The following is a 15,176-nucleotide window of genomic DNA, read 5'->3' as shown; positions in this document are numbered from 1 at the left end:
GAAGACCTTTGTTTTGCTTATCATGATAGGTAATAATGAGAGATAAAAAGGAGGGTAAAAATGATAAACCACGTGTTAGCAAAAGATTGGCAAGTTCTTTTAGAAAAGGAATTTAGAAAACCATATTATATGGAACTCGAACATTTCTTGGAGCAAGAGTATGAGCAGCATCATGTATATCCGAAGGCTGAGAACATTTACCAAGCTCTTCAATTAACTCCTTATGAAGAGGTGAAAGTTGTTATTCTCGGGCAAGACCCGTATCATGGTCCAAATCAAGCGCATGGTTTAAGCTTTTCCGTTCAACCTGAAGTGAAGGTTCCGCCATCTTTAAAGAATATCTATAAGGAGTTGCATCAAGATATAGGCTGTTCCATTCCGAATAACGGTTATCTGATTGAATGGGCTAAGCAAGGGGTGCTGCTGCTAAATACCGTTTTAACTGTACGAGAAGGAGAAGCGAATTCTCACCGTCGAAAGGGATGGGAGACATTTACGACGGAAGTTATTCGTTTGTTGAATGAACGAGAAAAGCCGATGGTGTTTATTCTATGGGGAAAACCAGCTCAAAGTAAAATGTCTCTAATTGATACAGCTCGTCATAAAGTTTTAACAGCTCCACATCCAAGTCCGCTCTCGGCTAATCGAGGATTCTTTGGGAGCAAGCCTTTTTCAAAGACAAACGCCTATTTAAAGCAATGGGGTATGCAAGAAATCGATTGGCAAATTTCAAATCGGTAAAGGGAAGGGAGGAGCCGGTTGATGAAACGGATAAATTGTATAGCATGTAAGCATTATTTTGTTACATGGGATATGAAATTTCCAAAGGGGTGTCGCGCTTTTCAATTTAAAACACCAAACTTACCATCTCTGGATGTCTTTCGCTCGTCAGGAGAAGTATGTCTAAAATTTGAAGATAAGCGAAAGAAGGGAAAAATCTAACGTGCACATTGTTTCTGTTGAAGGGGAATTTTTGATATGCTAAATAAGACCGATAGGCGAGGTGAATAGAATTGCAAATCTCATCGAAGCAAGTATTAGAAAAGATGGAGGAGCTTGTTGCAAGAGCAAAGCAGGCGGACTCTGAAGACGCATTAAAAGGATACATAATGGCTGTACAAGCACTGTGTGAGGTGATGGTGAATGAGCAGCCGCCAACTTCTTCACTGCATATAAGTCAACCCGTGAAGCAGATGACGACTATGCAGCCTATGCAACATACAACAACAGTCCCTATAACAGAGCGGGTAAAGGTAGAAGGGGCTAACGGCAGTTCGTTATTGGATTTTTAAACATAGAGGAGAGAATACGATGAAGCTGTTTATTATTCTAGGAGCGATTAATGGATTTCTAGCGGTCGCTTTAGGAGCATTTGGAGCACATGGCTTAGAAGGGAAAATTCCGGATAAATATTTGAACACATGGGAAAAAGCTGTTCAATATCAAATGTTTCATGCAGGTGGTTTATTAGTCATCGGTTTACTTGCTGGAAAGGTTTCGGGTTCTCTTATTAGTTGGTCTGGCTGGCTGATGTTTGCGGGGATTATTATTTTTTCAGGAAGTTTATATGTTTTATCTGTGACGCAAATTAAGATATTAGGTGCCATTACTCCAATTGGTGGAGTTGCTTTCTTGGCAGCGTGGGTTCTTATGATTATTGCGGTCTATAAATTGTAAAAATCAAAAAGCTGGTGAAAGGTTTATGCCTTTCACCAGCTTTTTTTATCTCGGTGGAAAGGAGGCTAAATTAGGACCACCTGCAAATGGATATTCATATTCAATTTCTTCATCAAATGTAATGTAGTCTAAGTATACCATTGGAATTAAGTAACGTTTTCCGCTTTGTGGATCACTAAGAATGAGATGGTCACGCCCAGCCGCTTCAATAATCCCTTTGAATATTTTTGCATTCCATTCTTTGTTATTCTCAAAAGTTGCATAAACGGTGGCAAGCTTTCCTTTATTTAAGCGGAGGATATTTTCAATATAAGATTGTTCGACAGGAAGCATACCAGGGACTTCAGGTCCTCCTGGAGGCTGGCCTGTTGGTAAGGGACCCTGTGGACCTGCTTGTTGTTGTTGTTGTGGAAAAGGTGCTTGTTGCTGTTGTTGCTGTGGAAAAGGTGCCTGCTGTTGTGGAAAAGACATTTGCTGCTGTGGCGTATACCCTTGTTGAAATCCTTCCCCTTGTCTATACGCAGCATCTGGACTTTCAAAAGGCAGGTAAGGACTGCCATAAGGATACATTCCATAAGGATTTGGGTTATTATTTTGTGACATGGTATTCCCTCCTAATTAATCAATATTTAAAAGGTTTGAGAAACACTTGGGCATTCGGATTGTGTCGGTTGGGAAGGCAGTATGTTGTATAACGATTAGTAAGTGATAGGCTGATAAGCTGTTAAAATTATCACTATTTCAAATTTATGGAGGAAAGGGTTGGATTATGCTAGAAGAAATTTTAATTTCATATGGCATATGAAAAGCCCTCGAATAATCGAGAGCTTACTTAATGGACTTGCACGTTTCTTAATGTCTAGCTTCAAAGGCTGACTGGTCGAGCCGTTTCCGCTTTTCCTGATGTCTAGCTCCAACGGCTAGCTCGCTGTGAAAAAGATGAAAGCCCTCGAAAGGCAAAGAGCGCCTTCCGGGTCTTTCCCTATTTTCTTCACGAGCTGGTCGAGCCGTTTCCGCTTTTCTTAATTAAACATATAGGAAGGATGGAATAGATTCTTCTGTTAAAATATTTCCAACGAAGAATGAACCAAACTCGCCGTAGCGAGCGCTTACTTCATCAAAGCGCATTTCGTATACTAATTTCTTAAATTGAAGTACATCATCCGCAAAAAGTGTAACACCCCATTCATAATCATCGAAACCGACAGAACCCGAAATGATTTGTTTTACTTTTCCTGCATAGCTGCGGCCAATCATACCGTGAGAACGCATTAAGCTTTTGCGCTCATCCATACTAAGCATGTACCAGTTATCGTCTCCTTGACGACGCTTATCCATTGGATAGAAGCATACATGTTTAGCTTGTGGCAGAATTGGATATAGTCGAGCACGTACATGTGGATTTTGATACGGATCTTCACCGTCTCCACCTGCTAAGTAGTTGCTTAACTCAACGACAGAAACATAAGAATAGGCTGGAATTGTATATTCAGCTAGCTTTGTTTTATTGAATTCATTTTCAATCGCATTTAATTCTTCCATTGTAGGACGAGCAAACATAAGCATAAAGTCTGCTTTTTGACCAACGATTGAATAAAGAGCGTGACTTCCTTCATTATTGCTTTGTGTTGTATTCCATTTGTCTAGTAAACCTTGGAATTCCGAAATCGCTAATTGGCGTTCGTCGCTCGAAAGCGTTTTCCAAGAAGCCCAATCAATTAAGCGAAAATCGTGTAAACAATACCAACCATCTAGAGTTTGTGCTGCTTCACTCATTACAATCACTCCTAAAGTGTTAAGATACTTTTAATATAACATAGTTTTCGTAATAGATTTGTCTTTAAACGATCGATTAATGATGTTCGAAAAAAGTTCATAAATAGAGTTTTCCCATTAAGGGAATCATTTAAAACCTTGAAAATAGTTTGAAAGCGGTTTAATAAGTATGGAATTTCAATACATCCTAGAGTATTCTTAAGTTATACCAAAAACCATACGTTTCTCGCCATACATAATGAGCGAACAGAGAAGGGAATCGTATACATTAAGGAGGATGTAGCAATGAGTGATTTATTTAAGATTTTAGAAGAGAAGATCTCTAAAGAAAATGTAAAAATCGTCTTTCCAGAAGGATTAGATGAGCGTATCCTTGCCGCTGCAGCTCGACTTGCCAACGAGAAATTATTAACGCCAATTTTAATTGGAGATATCGAAGAGATTCGGCAGAAAGCGGATCAATTAAAGGTTTCTTTAGAATCGGTAGAATTATATGATCCGAAAAAATATCCAGACATGGATAAAATGATTGCAGCTTTTGTAGAAGTTCGAAAAGGAAAAGTGACAGAGGAGCAAGCGCGCCAAATCCTATTAGATGGAAACTATTTCGGCACGATGTTGGTTCATCTGAATGATGCACAAGGAATGGTGAGCGGTGCTGCGCACTCTACAGCTGATACAGTTCGTCCAGCTCTTCAAATTATTAAAACAAAGCCTGGTATCCAAAAAACTTCTGGTGTATTTATTATGGTGCGCGGGGAAGAGAAATACGTATTCGCTGACTGTGCCATCAATATTTCTCCAGATAGCCAAGATTTAGCTGAAATCGCGGTGGAAAGTGCGAAAACAGGCCAAATGTTTGATATTGAGCCACGTGTAGCTCTATTAAGCTTTTCAACAAAGGGATCTGCTGTTTCACCTGAAACAGAAAAAGTCGTTAAAGCTGTACAGCTAGTACATGAGATGGACCCGCAGCTTGTTGTTGATGGCGAAATTCAATTTGATGCTGCCTTCGTACCAGCTGTTGCAAAAAGTAAAGCACCGAATTCACCCCTTCGCGGAAACGCTAATGTATTCGTTTTTCCAAGTCTGGAAGCGGGTAATATCGGCTACAAAATGGTTCAACGCCTCGGTAACTTTGAAGCAGTCGGCCCAATTCTGCAAGGTCTTAATCGCCCAGTTAATGATCTATCACGCGGTTGCAGCGAAGAAGACGTGTATAAATTAGCAATTATTACAGCAGCCCAGTCACTTTAAGTATTGTGGATAAATTGTGGGTAACTTATTAAAGGGGAGAGCAATATGCGTGAGACAGATTCTTTGTTAGTGCAGCGAGAGTGGAGAGTGATTGACCAGTCATCTCTCGGTCCCAAGTTTCATGCGTTGGAGTCCTTTGCGATGGATGATACGCTTTGCGCTTTAGTTGGAGCAGGGCAAACGACCGCTGTTGCTAGAGCATGGGTTCACCATCAAACTGTCGTGTTAGGCATTCAAGATACAAAGCTTCCTTTTCTTAAACAAGGTATGGATGTGTTGAATAGACATGGTTTTCAAGCGATTGTTCGAAATTCAGGCGGGCTTGCTGTTGTATTAGATGAGGGTGTATTAAATCTATCATTAGTTTTTCCTGAAACAGAACATCGAATTGATATTAATCGTGGTTACGATACAATGTGGGACTTAATTAAGCTTATGTTTGCTGATTTTGCGGTGGAGATTGAAGCGAAAGAAATTGTTGGTTCTTATTGTCCTGGCAGCTATGATTTAAGTATTGCTGGTCAAAAATTCGCCGGTATTTCACAGCGCCGGATTCGAAATGGTGTTGCTGTTCAAATCTATCTTTGTGTTAGTGGAAGCGGCTCTAAACGAGCACAGCTAATCAAAGAGTTTTATCATGCAGCGCTTGCGGAGACAGAAACGAAATTTACATATCCAGATATTCAACCAGATGTGATGGCATCGCTAGAAGAATTACTTCAAATCCGTCTTACGATATCTGATGTAATCAAGCGCTTTTTACAAGTACTCCAAACGCATACTGGACAAGTTCAGATGATACCTCTAACCGTGGAAGAACAACCATTATTTGAGTCTTATTTAACAAGAATTAAAGAGAGAAATGAAAAAGCGATGCCAAAATAAGAAAAGTAGAAGGCATCTGGAGCAAGATATCAAGAAAAGAGAAACTGGCTCGTTTAGATTAATCACAGAGAAGAGTCATCAAAAGGAAAAAATACCCTTTTGATGACTCTTCTTTTTTCAAAAGTGTAGTATAATCATTTTTCAATAAGCAAATTTTAATGGCGTGGAATGGAATACTAACAGCCACTATAGCGAAGCAGAGTAAATAAAAAAGACGATCCCCCTTGAATGAATGCTGGAGAATCGCCTTAGAGTCAAATGAATTTAGATTATGAATTATTCTTTTTAAAGAAATCTAAAAATGCATGGGAAATTTCAATTCCTTGATAAAAAAGAAAGCTAAATGCTGTAAGTGAAAAGAACCCCATCATTAGAAAACGAATCCACATATATATTCCCCCTTGTAATTTTTTAAAAAAATCAAGGAGTACGTATTAGATAATTCGCCTGATAAAAAATGGGTGTAAAGAAAATAAGTTTATTGCGGGTTTGAGCTAACAAGACATTGAATGAGATAAAAACAAGAGACAAATAGATAAAGAATTGTAAAATATTTATTGGAGTGAAAGGATGTTTCTTATTATCATCTTTTAAAGGAAGGTCTTGGACGTCCCCATTAAAGGCGGTGATTGCTTTGCTTTCATGCAAATTTAAAGCTTTCGTATTTTCGCTCGTATATTGAGTAACTAAGAAGGACAAAAAGACAAGTAGCAATACGCCATAAAAAACTTTTGTTTTTCTCATCTTTCCATCCCTCCTTAGAAAAGTATATGTTTATTATAATGGCTTTTTATGTATAGGTAAACAGAAGATTCTGAAAATTTTGGCATAAAATGGAATATGCCTATATGTCAAAAGCACGTTATCTTGAAAAAATAGAGATTATTCGTGAATTCTCTCTTATATAGTAGTCGTTTGTTCTTTGGGGATATACAAGTTTCAAGATTCATTTATATGATAAAAAACTCTGTTTATTCTCTTCCATATTGTTAAGAAGATAAACAGAGTTTTAGTTATTTTAAACTGCTCATGAGCAGTAGTTTATGTTAGAAGGAAAAGACGTATCTTATTACCGCTACATGTTCAACTTGTTAAATGGGCATAAGAATGTTTATTTGAATACGCTGTTGGTTTTTGGCTCCTGCTCGTGTGGGAATACGGTCCCACACACCTTTCAGCTATGCTGAAAGGTAGCTCTAGCTCCATGAAACGAAAGAGAAAGCAGGGGCCAAAAATTATTTCACCAATTAGCTGAGAGGATGTCGAAAACCAAATTGGCTTTATATATAACCTTTTTTCTATACTATCGTTCGTTTAGTATACATTCGGATAGTATAAGAAAATCTTGCTCTCTTATTCCGCCATTTTTTCTAAATTTCCATTACGGTCCATTTTAAATTTCGTTGTTGGACGCTCATCTTCTTCTAATAAAACGAGCTTTCGTGCACGATTCATAATCTTCATTAGAGTTTCATAATCTTCTTGAATTAAGCCCGTATTTTGTTCTAAATGATTAACTTTTCCTTCAAGCTCTTCATTTCGCTTTTTCAATTCTTTAATTTCAAGCTTTAAACGTTCGTTCTCTGTTTTTAACACTTCCGCTTGCAGCGTGCTTCCATTCATTGTTTCAAGGAATGAAATAACCGTATCGAGTGTTAGTGTTGTTTCTGTGAGCGCATAACTTTGAACGGTAGTTTCTGCTTTATTGACTTCATAGTTACTAGTTTCTAATGTTAGTTCAACTTCATTAGGTTCACTTGTTGGTACAGTAATATCTGCCATAGTAGGAGCGGGTGGCGTATATAGTAATTTCTTCTTGCCGCCTTGGTCTCTTCCTAAAATTCTTTGACGTTGCTTTCGTTGTTTTTTGGCGAGTGATAGAGCTTTATCATAGTTATGACGAACGACTGCATTCCAGCGAAAACCGCATGCAGCCGAAGTACGGTTTAATTTGTCGCCCACCTCTTCAAAAGCATTTAATTGTGTGCTTCCTTCACGGACATGACGTAGTACCGTCTCCGCTAATAATAAATCGTCTTCTTCTGTCCAAGCATCTTGCCGAATTTTCATAAGCGCATACTTCCTTTCTTGTACTATCTAAAAATGATAAATTGATGATATTGAAGTTTAGGAACATTGTTGTATTTTACTAATCAGTTTGGACAGGTTCGGGGAATTTTATTCATAAAAGTTAAAAGGATAGTAGTTTTTATTTGACTGCTTTAGATTGTTACTCTATATACGATGTTTGTGAAAAGTAGGAAAAGGAGCGTATATTCGGTGTATGTTCACCTCTTGAAATAAACAAGTAGAAGCGGTAAAATACCATTTAGTTATTTAAATATAAAGAGTAGATTGTTTATATATAGAAAGGATGGTAAACGAAGGATGGCTAATGAATTCCGAGTGTGTGATGACTGCCAGGCAGTTAATATCAAAACTTTGGTACCTCGTTTACAAAAGCTAGATCCGGATGCAAAGATTGACGTGGGCTGCCAATCCTATTGTGGTCCAGGAAGAAAGAAATCTTTTGCTTTTGTGAATAATCGTCCAGTAGCAGCGCCAACAGAAGATGAGTTAATGGATAAGATAGATAAAAAGCTTAAATAATGCAGTGTATTATCATCACCTCGTAGTTGATTGGCGTGGTGATTTTTTATCGCGAATGAATAGATAGGATGCCTCTTTAATAGAAGATTTATTCCAAATTTCTTACAATTTTAGCCGTGTTTCTTGCTGTACAGATAGGATTTTAAAGCGAAACAAGCTATAATTGATAGAAATGATTTTAAAAAAGAGGGGCGCTTATGAAGTATTCCCATGAAAAATTAATGGAAGAGAAAGTGTTTAAAGATCCAGTACATCGCTATATTCACGTTCGTGATCGGGTGATTTGGGATTTAATAGGGACGAAGGAATTTCAACGATTGCGTCGAATTAAGCAGCTAGGTACAACTTATTTGACATTTCACGGAGCTGAACATAGTCGGTTTAATCATTCACTTGGTGTGTATGAAATTGTGCGTCGTATTGTAGATGATGTATTTGTGAATCGACAAGAATGGAAGCAGGAGGAACGGCTTCTTTCTTTATGTGCAGCTCTTTTGCATGATTTAGGGCATGGACCATTCTCTCATTCTTTTGAAAAAGTGTTTAATTTGGACCATGAGCAGTTTACTCGGCAAATTATTCTTGGTGATACAGAAGTGAATACTGTGTTAAAAAGAGTTGCGGAAGATTTCCCAAAAAAAGTCGCAGAAGTCATTGCAAAAACATATGCCAATAAGTTAGTTGTCAGTTTAATTTCAAGTCAAATTGATGCAGATCGTATGGATTACTTGCAGCGTGATGCGTATTTTACAGGTGTTAGTTACGGCCATTTTGATATGGAACGGATTCTGCGGGTTATGCGCCCTCGTGAAGAACAGGTTGTTATTAAGCAAAGCGGGATGCATGCTGTGGAAGATTACATCATGAGTCGTTATCAAATGTATTGGCAAGTCTACTTTCATCCGGTAACACGCAGTGCGGAAGTGATTTTAACAAAGATTTTGCATAGAGCGAAATACTTATCGGAGTCAGGCTATACGTTCGCCCAAGAGCCTGTCCATTTTTATTCGATGTTTAACGGACATGTGACGTTAGCGGATTATTTAAAAATGGATGAAGCCGTGATGCTCTATTATTTTCAATGCTGGGAAAATGAAGAGGATGCCATTTTAAAGGATTTATGTAGTCGGTTTGTAAATCGTAGATTGTTTAAGTATGTGGAATTTCACCCATCAAATGAACAGATGAATAAGTTAATGGAATTAAATACGTTATTTAAAAAAGCGGGCATTGATCCCGAATATTATCTCGTAGTCGATTCTTCATCCGATTTACCCTATGATTTCTATCGTCCAGGTGAGGAAGAAGAGCGTTTGCCGATTCATCTGTTGAAGAATAACGGAGAGATTCGTGAATTGTCTCGTGAATCACAAATTGTCGATGCTATTTCAGGTAAGCGCAGAACGGATCATAAGCTATATTTCCCTGAAGATTTATTGCGCGATGAATCGACAAAGAAAATTGTAAAAAGACAAATTCGAAGACTATTGGATTTGCCGGAATTAAGATAGGAACATTTGGGTAAGGAGTGATGAGCCTTGTTTAAGGATCATGCGAAAATTATAAATGCTATTTCTGTTGCAGGAGAGATTTCTGGCCGAAAAAAACTGCAAAAGATTGTATATATTGCGAAAAAGCTATCATTTCCCTTTCAAGAGAAATATCAGTTCCATTTCTATGGACCGTATTCGGAGGAACTAACATTACGAATTGAAGAGCTGTGCAATATGGGCTACTTAAATGAAGTAAGAGAAAAAAGAGCTGGGTATTACCAATACTGCTATTCCATTACAGAAGCGGGTCGTGGCTTTTTATCGATGCAGGAAGTGGAGATGCCGATGTTAGAAGAGTGCTTGCTAGATATGAACGAACAAAATGCACGCTTTTTAGAGCTTGTTTCTACCGTATTATTTTTTGATACGCTAGAAAAAGATGAAGTAATCGAGAAGATTTTCACATTAAAAAGCAAGCAAAAGTATACGCTCGAAGAAATTGATGAAGCATATGCATATATTGAACAGTTACAAGAGAAAGCTAAGCTGAGCTAACAGCTTAGCTTTTTCTCTATGTATAAAATAAAAAAGCGGAACTAGCTCGTTCAAATCACGTACCAAATAGGGCGCTGATGGCTCCTGTCTTTTTCACGGTGACCTAGCCAGTAGAGCTAGATTTTACACTTTTCTATCCTTTTATAAATCGCTTTTGCGAACGCCTGCGACAGCTAGATGGTTTTTAGACATTTCTTCGATAAAAATCGTTACAGCTTCTGCTGGTGCTCCTGTTGTTTCTGAAACAGCTGCAGTTACTTTTTCTACTAATGCTTTCTTTTGCTCGTCTGTACGGCCTTCTAGCATTTTAACAGTTACATATGGCATATAGTTTCCCTCCTTCCCCAATATGATTGTAGTGTTTCATATTATGGAAGAAATTGCAACAATCTGAAAACAGAGTTTTTTCCCTTCTCAGTGATTTCCTGTATACTAGGGGTATAAAATAATGGGGGAGAAACTATGGATGGATTTTTTAGCGTTTGACTTAGAGCAGTTGCCATATGTCATCGTCGTTCTGTTAATTGCTTTTACCGTACATGAATTTGCCCATGCTTATGTGGCGTATAAGTTTGGTGATTTAACAGCGAAAAATGAGGGCCGAGTGACGTTAAACCCGGTTTCGCATTTAGATCCAGTCGGTACGATTTTTATTTTGCTGTTTGGATTTGGATGGGCGCGACCGGTTCCTGTGAATCGTTTTTATTTTAAAAATCCACGTCTAGCAGGAATTTTAGTATCTTTTGCTGGTCCCTTTAGTAATTTAGTGGTCGCGAGTATAGGGTACTTTGTTTGGTACGGATTGCTTGCTGCAGGAGTAGAAATATCTCCATTGATTGTCCCGTTTTTTGAAATGCTTATTTGGCTGAATCTCGTGTTGTTTGTCTTTAATTTATTGCCGTTTCCTCCTTTGGATGGATATCGGATTATTGAAGACTTAGTTTCGGCAGATATGCGGGCTAAATTAACGCAATTTGAACAGTATGGCATGTTAGTATTTTTAATTATTGTTCTTACCCCGCTCAGTCATTATACGATTGATCCACTATTTCAAACGGTACTGCCGTTTATTTCGGGTACATTAAGTCAATTTTTTAGCGGTATCTTTTTTTAAGATAAATATGGATGGAGGAGAATAGAAGAATGGAAGAACAACAAAAGAAAAAGGTCGGTTTTAATATTATCAAAAACGATCCTACAGAGGGACATGGTGGATTTGGTGCAGGCGTATTAACGCTTGATAATATTTCACCGGTCATTATTGATGTCGAAGCTGGAGAAGCAGAAGTGGATATTGGTGCGATGCATGCGCGCAGTGCGGTAGAACGCGGCATTAAGTTTTTAACTTCTAAAGAGGAAGTCCCAAATGCTAAACCATATTGGCTCGTCTGGGTTACGATTGAAGTAGGTCCAAATGGTCCGTTATATGCTGGTGTAACGGCTTGTGAAATGACGGTTGATCGCTCGATTCGCCGTGGATACAAGTCGTTGCCAGAGCATGTGAATAAAATGGATAAATCATTGAAACGTCATATTATGGTCGAGCATATGGACGATAAATCGAAAAAGATATTATCCGATTATTTACAGAATCATGATGCAGGTATGTGGGAACGTTCTGCAGAGCAATTAAAGCAGGATTTAACGGTTAAATAATATAATCGTGATAAATATAAGAACGAAAAAACCTCGCAGTCATTGAATTGCGAGGTTTTTTGTTAGGGAGAACTGATTAAGCCATTTCTGCTTTTCTTTAGCCCCAAGGTTTTAAAATCCATTTATACCAAGGTTTTTTCGCTGGTTGTTGTTCTTTTGGTGCATCACCTTTGAAATGCTCTGGACAGTATTCTTCTGGCTCTGTTCCTTTGACAAAGTAGGTTAAACGGGAATTGGAGCAGCGTTCGGACGCGATTTTTCCGCTTTTTGGATCGATATGGAGACCGATGACGTTGCTTGTTTCTTTAAAATATTTTACTGGTTTATCTTTAAGACTTGCTTCCATGAAGGTAGCCCAAATTTTCTTGGCGTATACCTTTTCGGCTGGATTTTCAATTTTTTTTGCTTGATCATATCCTGTCCATACACCCGTAACAAGCTGTGGTGTGTAGCCAATCATCCAACTGTCTGTAGAGGTGGAACCGGATTTTCCAGCGTATACGTGCGTTAATTGTTTACTAATCGTGCTGCCTGTTACTTTGGTATAACCGTTAAGCGTTTCATCAAAGACGCCTGTTAGCATTTGTGTCATGACAAAAGTTTGATCAGGGTCCAGCACTTGTTCGTTTTCTTTTTTATATTGAAATAAAACATCGCCTTGGTGATTCTCTACTTTTGTAATGAAAACTGGTTTTACCTTTTTCCCGCCATTAGCAAATAAGCTGTATGCATTGACCATTTCTATGATACGTGCTCCTGATGTTCCTAATGCAAGCGATGGCACGACTTCCATTTTTGATGTTAGTCCAAAACGTTTAGCGGTATCGCGAAGTACTTTTTGTCCAAGAAACAAATGTGTTTTCACCGCATAAATGTTGTCTGATAAGGCAATAGCTTGAGCAAGTGTAATTTCTGAGTCAGCGTACTGATGGTTGTAATTACTTGGTGAATACGAGGATTGGCCCTCGTCAAATTTAAATGTCGTTTTTTCACTCATTAAAGTAGTCGAAGGTGTGAATCCATTTTCTAATGCAGCATAGTAGAGAAGCGGCTTAATCGTAGAGCCCGGTTGACGAATCGCTTGTGTAGCTCGGTTGAAAGGTGATTGTTGATAATCTCTTCCTCCTACAAGCGCTGTTACTTCTCCCGTTTTGGGTTTCATCGCCACGAGTGCTCCTTGAATGTTGGAGGACTTGGTGATGATTTTCTCAAATGCTTCTTCTGCTAATGCTTGCTGTTTTTCATCCAATGTTGTATACACACGTAAACCGCCAAGCTCAATGGTTCGCTCATCGATTCCTAGCTCCTTTTGCAGCGTCTGCTTGACGGCGTCCTGAAAATACGGAGCCATTTTATTTGTAACAATTGTATGTTCACCTTTTAAGGATAAAGGAGCTTGGAGAGCCTGTTTTTGTTCTGCTTCAGAAATGTAGTTTTTTTGTACCATCGAATGTAAAACAATGTTTTGGCGAGTTTTTGCTTTCTCTAGATTTACAATCGGAGAGTAGCTGCTTGGCCCTTTTGGAATGCCAGCCAGAATACTAGCCTCAGCAAGAGTGAGTTCTTTTGCTGTTTTTCCAAAATAATATTGACTGGCTGCCTCGGCCCCATAAGCCCCATGGCCATAATAAATTGTATTTAAGTAGCCTTCGAGAATTTCTTCCTTTGAATAATTCATTTCCAGCCGAATCGTATATAAAGCTTCATTCCATTTTCGCTTCCATGTTTTATCGTGATCGAGAAAAAGATTTCGAGCATATTGCTGAGTAATCGTACTTGCTCCCTGGACTTTTGCTCTTGCTTTTAAATCCGCTATAATGGCGCCGCCAATCCGCTTTACATCAAAGCCTTTATGCGTATAAAACTGTCGATCCTCCACGGCGATAGTCGCGTTAACAAGCTCTGGTGAAATGGAGTCAATCGATACCCAATAGCGTTTTTGGCCATTATTGGTTTCTCCGATGACTGTCCCGCTTTCGCTGTAATAAAGGGTAGATTCCGGGACGGCCAATGGAGGCGGGCCAAGGATTTTTGCATAAATGAGCAGAGACAGAAGCATGATAAATAGAAGGATTATTCCGAGTGTTGCTAGGATTAGAAATGCTCGCACATACTTTCCAGCCCTTTTAAATCGCTGAAGTGGTATCACTTCCATTGCTTTGCCTCCTTATTAAAAAGTTTGCTAAGTAAGGTGAATCATCTATCTATTATTTATTATGGAAAAAAAAGTATTTTTTAAACATGGTAATTGTAAACAGCAAAGATTTATCTTGCAATTTTGCTAGATTCGTCTATACTTTTTCTAGCTAAAGACAACAGCAACCGGTTCATTTCAATAAATAGATGCGGAAAGGAAGCGAATAAATGAGCATTTGGTTTACCGAGAAACAAACTGAGAACTTTGGTATTACGATGAAAGTGAATCGTACTTTACATACAGAACAAACCGATTTTCAAAAGTTAGACATGATTGAGACCGAAGAATGGGGCAACATGCTTTTGCTTGATGATATGGTTATGACTTCACAACGTGATGAGTTCGTGTACCATGAGATGGTAGCCCACGTGCCGTTATTTACGCATCCAAACCCGGAAACCGTATTAGTTGTAGGAGGTGGAGATGGCGGGGTAATCCGCGAAGTATTAAAGCACCCAAGTGTGAAAGAAGCAACACTTGTAGATATTGACGGGAAAGTAATTGAATACTCTAAGAAGTATTTACCGGAAATCGCCGGTATGTTAGAGGATCCTCGTGTGGATGTACAAGTAGGGGACGGCTTTCTGCATATTGCTGAAAGTGAAAACGAATATGACGTTATTATGGTAGATTCTACTGAGCCTGTTGGACCAGCTGTAAACCTATTTACAAAAGGTTTCTATGCCGGTATTTCAAAAGCATTGAAAGAAGACGGTATTTTCGTGGCTCAGTCTGATAATCCCTGGTTTAAAGCGGACTTAATTCGTAACGTACAACATGACGTAAAAGGAATTTTTCCCATTACAAACTTGTACGTAGCGAACATCCCAACCTATCCAAGTGGTCTATGGGCATTTACAATCGGTTCGAAAAAATACAACCCGCTGGAAGTGGCGGATGAGCGTTTCCATGAAATTGAAACAAAATATTATACAAAAGAACTTCATAAAGCAGCTTTTGTATTACCTAAATTTGTTCAAGATTTAGTAAAATAAACGAGAGTTTTTTAGAAACTTCTATAGATATCATATTTAAAAGAACGAAGGCGGGGCGGACGAAACAGAGCTTTG

General features: G+C 38.5%; 17 protein-coding genes. 11 read left to right on the top strand and 6 right to left on the bottom strand.

What is annotated here, in order from left to right; all coding sequences use genetic code 11:
- The first annotated feature begins 60 nt into the window (after positions 1–60).
- The 3 genes from BAOM_RS22880 to BAOM_RS22865 all read left to right on the top strand — a co-directional run bounded on the left by BAOM_RS22880 (position 61) and on the right by BAOM_RS22865 (position 1,677).
- Positions 61–741, top strand: a complete 681-nt coding sequence (locus tag BAOM_RS22880; RefSeq protein WP_127762251.1) for a uracil-DNA glycosylase — start codon at positions 61–63, stop codon at positions 739–741.
- 272 nt (positions 742–1,013) lie between these two features.
- Positions 1,014–1,292, top strand: a complete 279-nt coding sequence (locus BAOM_RS22870) for a YwdI family protein (protein ID WP_252282858.1) — start codon at positions 1,014–1,016, stop codon at positions 1,290–1,292.
- A gap of 19 nt (positions 1,293–1,311) precedes the next feature.
- Positions 1,312–1,677 (top strand): DUF423 domain-containing protein, encoded by a 366-nt coding sequence (locus tag BAOM_RS22865; RefSeq protein WP_127762249.1) that lies wholly within the window; start codon positions 1,312–1,314, stop codon positions 1,675–1,677.
- Between the two features lie 45 nt (positions 1,678–1,722).
- On the opposite strand, the gene gerQ is transcribed toward BAOM_RS22865, so the two are convergent.
- Together gerQ and hemQ are read right to left on the bottom strand one after the other, a co-directional pair.
- On the bottom strand, positions 1,723–2,280 hold the full coding sequence (gerQ, locus tag BAOM_RS22860) for a spore coat protein GerQ (protein WP_252282857.1): 558 nt from the start codon (positions 2,278–2,280) through the stop codon (positions 1,723–1,725).
- A gap of 423 nt (positions 2,281–2,703) precedes the next feature.
- A complete protein-coding gene (gene hemQ / locus BAOM_RS22855) occupies positions 2,704–3,453 on the bottom strand; it encodes a hydrogen peroxide-dependent heme synthase (protein WP_127762248.1) in 750 nt (249 codons plus the stop codon).
- Between the two features lie 285 nt (positions 3,454–3,738).
- Between hemQ and pta the strand changes: the two genes are divergently transcribed.
- Positions 3,739–4,710: a phosphate acetyltransferase gene (gene pta, locus BAOM_RS22850; RefSeq protein WP_127762247.1), complete on the top strand. Its 972-nt coding sequence runs from the start codon at positions 3,739–3,741 to the stop codon at positions 4,708–4,710.
- Positions 4,711–4,755: 45 nt separating this feature from the next.
- On the top strand, positions 4,756–5,595 hold the full coding sequence (locus BAOM_RS22845) for an octanoyl-[GcvH]:protein N-octanoyltransferase (protein WP_127762246.1): 840 nt from the start codon (positions 4,756–4,758) through the stop codon (positions 5,593–5,595).
- A 420-nt stretch (positions 5,596–6,015) separates the two neighbouring features.
- Here BAOM_RS22845 and BAOM_RS22840 read toward each other — a convergent pair whose 3' ends face one another.
- Positions 6,016–6,339 carry a hypothetical protein gene (locus BAOM_RS22840; protein ID WP_127762245.1) on the bottom strand — a complete coding sequence of 108 codons (324 nt, stop codon included), beginning with the start codon at positions 6,337–6,339 and terminating at the stop codon, positions 6,016–6,018.
- 609 nt (positions 6,340–6,948) lie between these two features.
- Positions 6,949–7,665, bottom strand: coding sequence for an RsfA family transcriptional regulator (locus tag BAOM_RS22835; protein ID WP_127762244.1), 717 nt, complete (start codon positions 7,663–7,665; stop codon positions 6,949–6,951).
- Between the two features lie 318 nt (positions 7,666–7,983).
- Here BAOM_RS22835 and BAOM_RS22830 point away from each other — a divergent pair, with 318 nt between their 5' ends.
- From BAOM_RS22830 to BAOM_RS22820, 3 genes are all read left to right on the top strand, one after another.
- Positions 7,984–8,205, top strand: a complete 222-nt coding sequence (locus BAOM_RS22830; RefSeq protein ID WP_127762243.1) for a YuzB family protein — start codon at positions 7,984–7,986, stop codon at positions 8,203–8,205.
- Between the two features lie 197 nt (positions 8,206–8,402).
- Entirely contained in the window at positions 8,403–9,716 is a 1,314-nt protein-coding gene (locus tag BAOM_RS22825) for an HD domain-containing protein (protein ID WP_127762242.1), read from the top strand.
- 27 nt (positions 9,717–9,743) lie between these two features.
- On the top strand, positions 9,744–10,253 hold the full coding sequence (locus BAOM_RS22820; RefSeq protein ID WP_127762241.1) for a YwgA family protein: 510 nt from the start codon (positions 9,744–9,746) through the stop codon (positions 10,251–10,253).
- Between the two features lie 141 nt (positions 10,254–10,394).
- Here BAOM_RS22820 and BAOM_RS22815 read toward each other — a convergent pair whose 3' ends face one another.
- Complete coding sequence (locus BAOM_RS22815; RefSeq protein ID WP_119116240.1) at positions 10,395–10,580, bottom strand: 2-hydroxymuconate tautomerase; 186 nt, start codon at positions 10,578–10,580, stop codon at positions 10,395–10,397.
- 121 nt (positions 10,581–10,701) lie between these two features.
- Here BAOM_RS22815 and BAOM_RS22810 point away from each other — a divergent pair, with 121 nt between their 5' ends.
- Together BAOM_RS22810 and BAOM_RS22805 are read left to right on the top strand one after the other, a co-directional pair.
- Positions 10,702–11,367 (top strand): site-2 protease family protein, encoded by a 666-nt coding sequence (locus BAOM_RS22810; RefSeq protein ID WP_252282856.1) that lies wholly within the window; start codon positions 10,702–10,704, stop codon positions 11,365–11,367.
- A gap of 29 nt (positions 11,368–11,396) precedes the next feature.
- On the top strand, positions 11,397–11,909 hold the full coding sequence (locus BAOM_RS22805) for a YwhD family protein (protein ID WP_127762240.1): 513 nt from the start codon (positions 11,397–11,399) through the stop codon (positions 11,907–11,909).
- A 97-nt stretch (positions 11,910–12,006) separates the two neighbouring features.
- On the opposite strand, the gene BAOM_RS22800 is transcribed toward BAOM_RS22805, so the two are convergent.
- Complete coding sequence (locus BAOM_RS22800) at positions 12,007–14,064, bottom strand: transglycosylase domain-containing protein (protein WP_127762239.1); 2,058 nt, start codon at positions 14,062–14,064, stop codon at positions 12,007–12,009.
- A 209-nt stretch (positions 14,065–14,273) separates the two neighbouring features.
- Here BAOM_RS22800 and speE point away from each other — a divergent pair, with 209 nt between their 5' ends.
- Complete coding sequence (speE, locus tag BAOM_RS22795) at positions 14,274–15,101, top strand: spermidine synthase (protein ID WP_127762238.1); 828 nt, start codon at positions 14,274–14,276, stop codon at positions 15,099–15,101.
- Positions 15,102–15,176: the final 75 nt, after the last annotated feature.

Origin of the sequence: Peribacillus asahii (assembly GCF_004006295.1) — a bacterium.
In the GTDB taxonomy this organism is placed as follows: domain Bacteria; phylum Bacillota; class Bacilli; order Bacillales; family DSM-1321; genus Peribacillus; species Peribacillus asahii_A.
The sequence above is the reverse complement of the archived record's forward strand: the minus strand, read 5'-3'. Positions and strand labels throughout refer to the sequence as shown.

Bases quoted from the DNA above. Each gene is read 5' to 3' on its own strand.
- speE (WP_127762238.1), top strand. From the start codon at position 14,274: ATGAGCATTTGGTTTACCGAGAAACAAACTGAGAACTTTGGTATTACG.
- BAOM_RS22845 (WP_127762246.1), top strand. From the start codon at position 4,756: ATGCGTGAGACAGATTCTTTGTTAGTGCAGCGAGAGTGGAGAGTGATT.
- BAOM_RS22835 (WP_127762244.1), bottom strand. From the start codon at position 7,665: ATGAAAATTCGGCAAGATGCTTGGACAGAAGAAGACGATTTATTATTA.
- BAOM_RS22805 (WP_127762240.1), top strand. From the start codon at position 11,397: ATGGAAGAACAACAAAAGAAAAAGGTCGGTTTTAATATTATCAAAAAC.
- hemQ (WP_127762248.1), bottom strand. From the start codon at position 3,453: ATGAGTGAAGCAGCACAAACTCTAGATGGTTGGTATTGTTTACACGAT.
- BAOM_RS22865 (WP_127762249.1), top strand. From the start codon at position 1,312: ATGAAGCTGTTTATTATTCTAGGAGCGATTAATGGATTTCTAGCGGTC.
- pta (WP_127762247.1), top strand. From the start codon at position 3,739: ATGAGTGATTTATTTAAGATTTTAGAAGAGAAGATCTCTAAAGAAAAT.
- BAOM_RS22800 (WP_127762239.1), bottom strand. From the start codon at position 14,064: ATGGAAGTGATACCACTTCAGCGATTTAAAAGGGCTGGAAAGTATGTG.
- BAOM_RS22880 (WP_127762251.1), top strand. From the start codon at position 61: ATGATAAACCACGTGTTAGCAAAAGATTGGCAAGTTCTTTTAGAAAAG.
- gerQ (WP_252282857.1), bottom strand. From the start codon at position 2,280: ATGTCACAAAATAATAACCCAAATCCTTATGGAATGTATCCTTATGGC.
- BAOM_RS22815 (WP_119116240.1), bottom strand. From the start codon at position 10,580: ATGCCATATGTAACTGTTAAAATGCTAGAAGGCCGTACAGACGAGCAA.
- BAOM_RS22825 (WP_127762242.1), top strand. From the start codon at position 8,403: ATGAAGTATTCCCATGAAAAATTAATGGAAGAGAAAGTGTTTAAAGAT.
- BAOM_RS22840 (WP_127762245.1), bottom strand. From the start codon at position 6,339: ATGAGAAAAACAAAAGTTTTTTATGGCGTATTGCTACTTGTCTTTTTG.
- BAOM_RS22810 (WP_252282856.1), top strand. From the start codon at position 10,702: ATGGGGGAGAAACTATGGATGGATTTTTTAGCGTTTGACTTAGAGCAG.
- BAOM_RS22830 (WP_127762243.1), top strand. From the start codon at position 7,984: ATGGCTAATGAATTCCGAGTGTGTGATGACTGCCAGGCAGTTAATATC.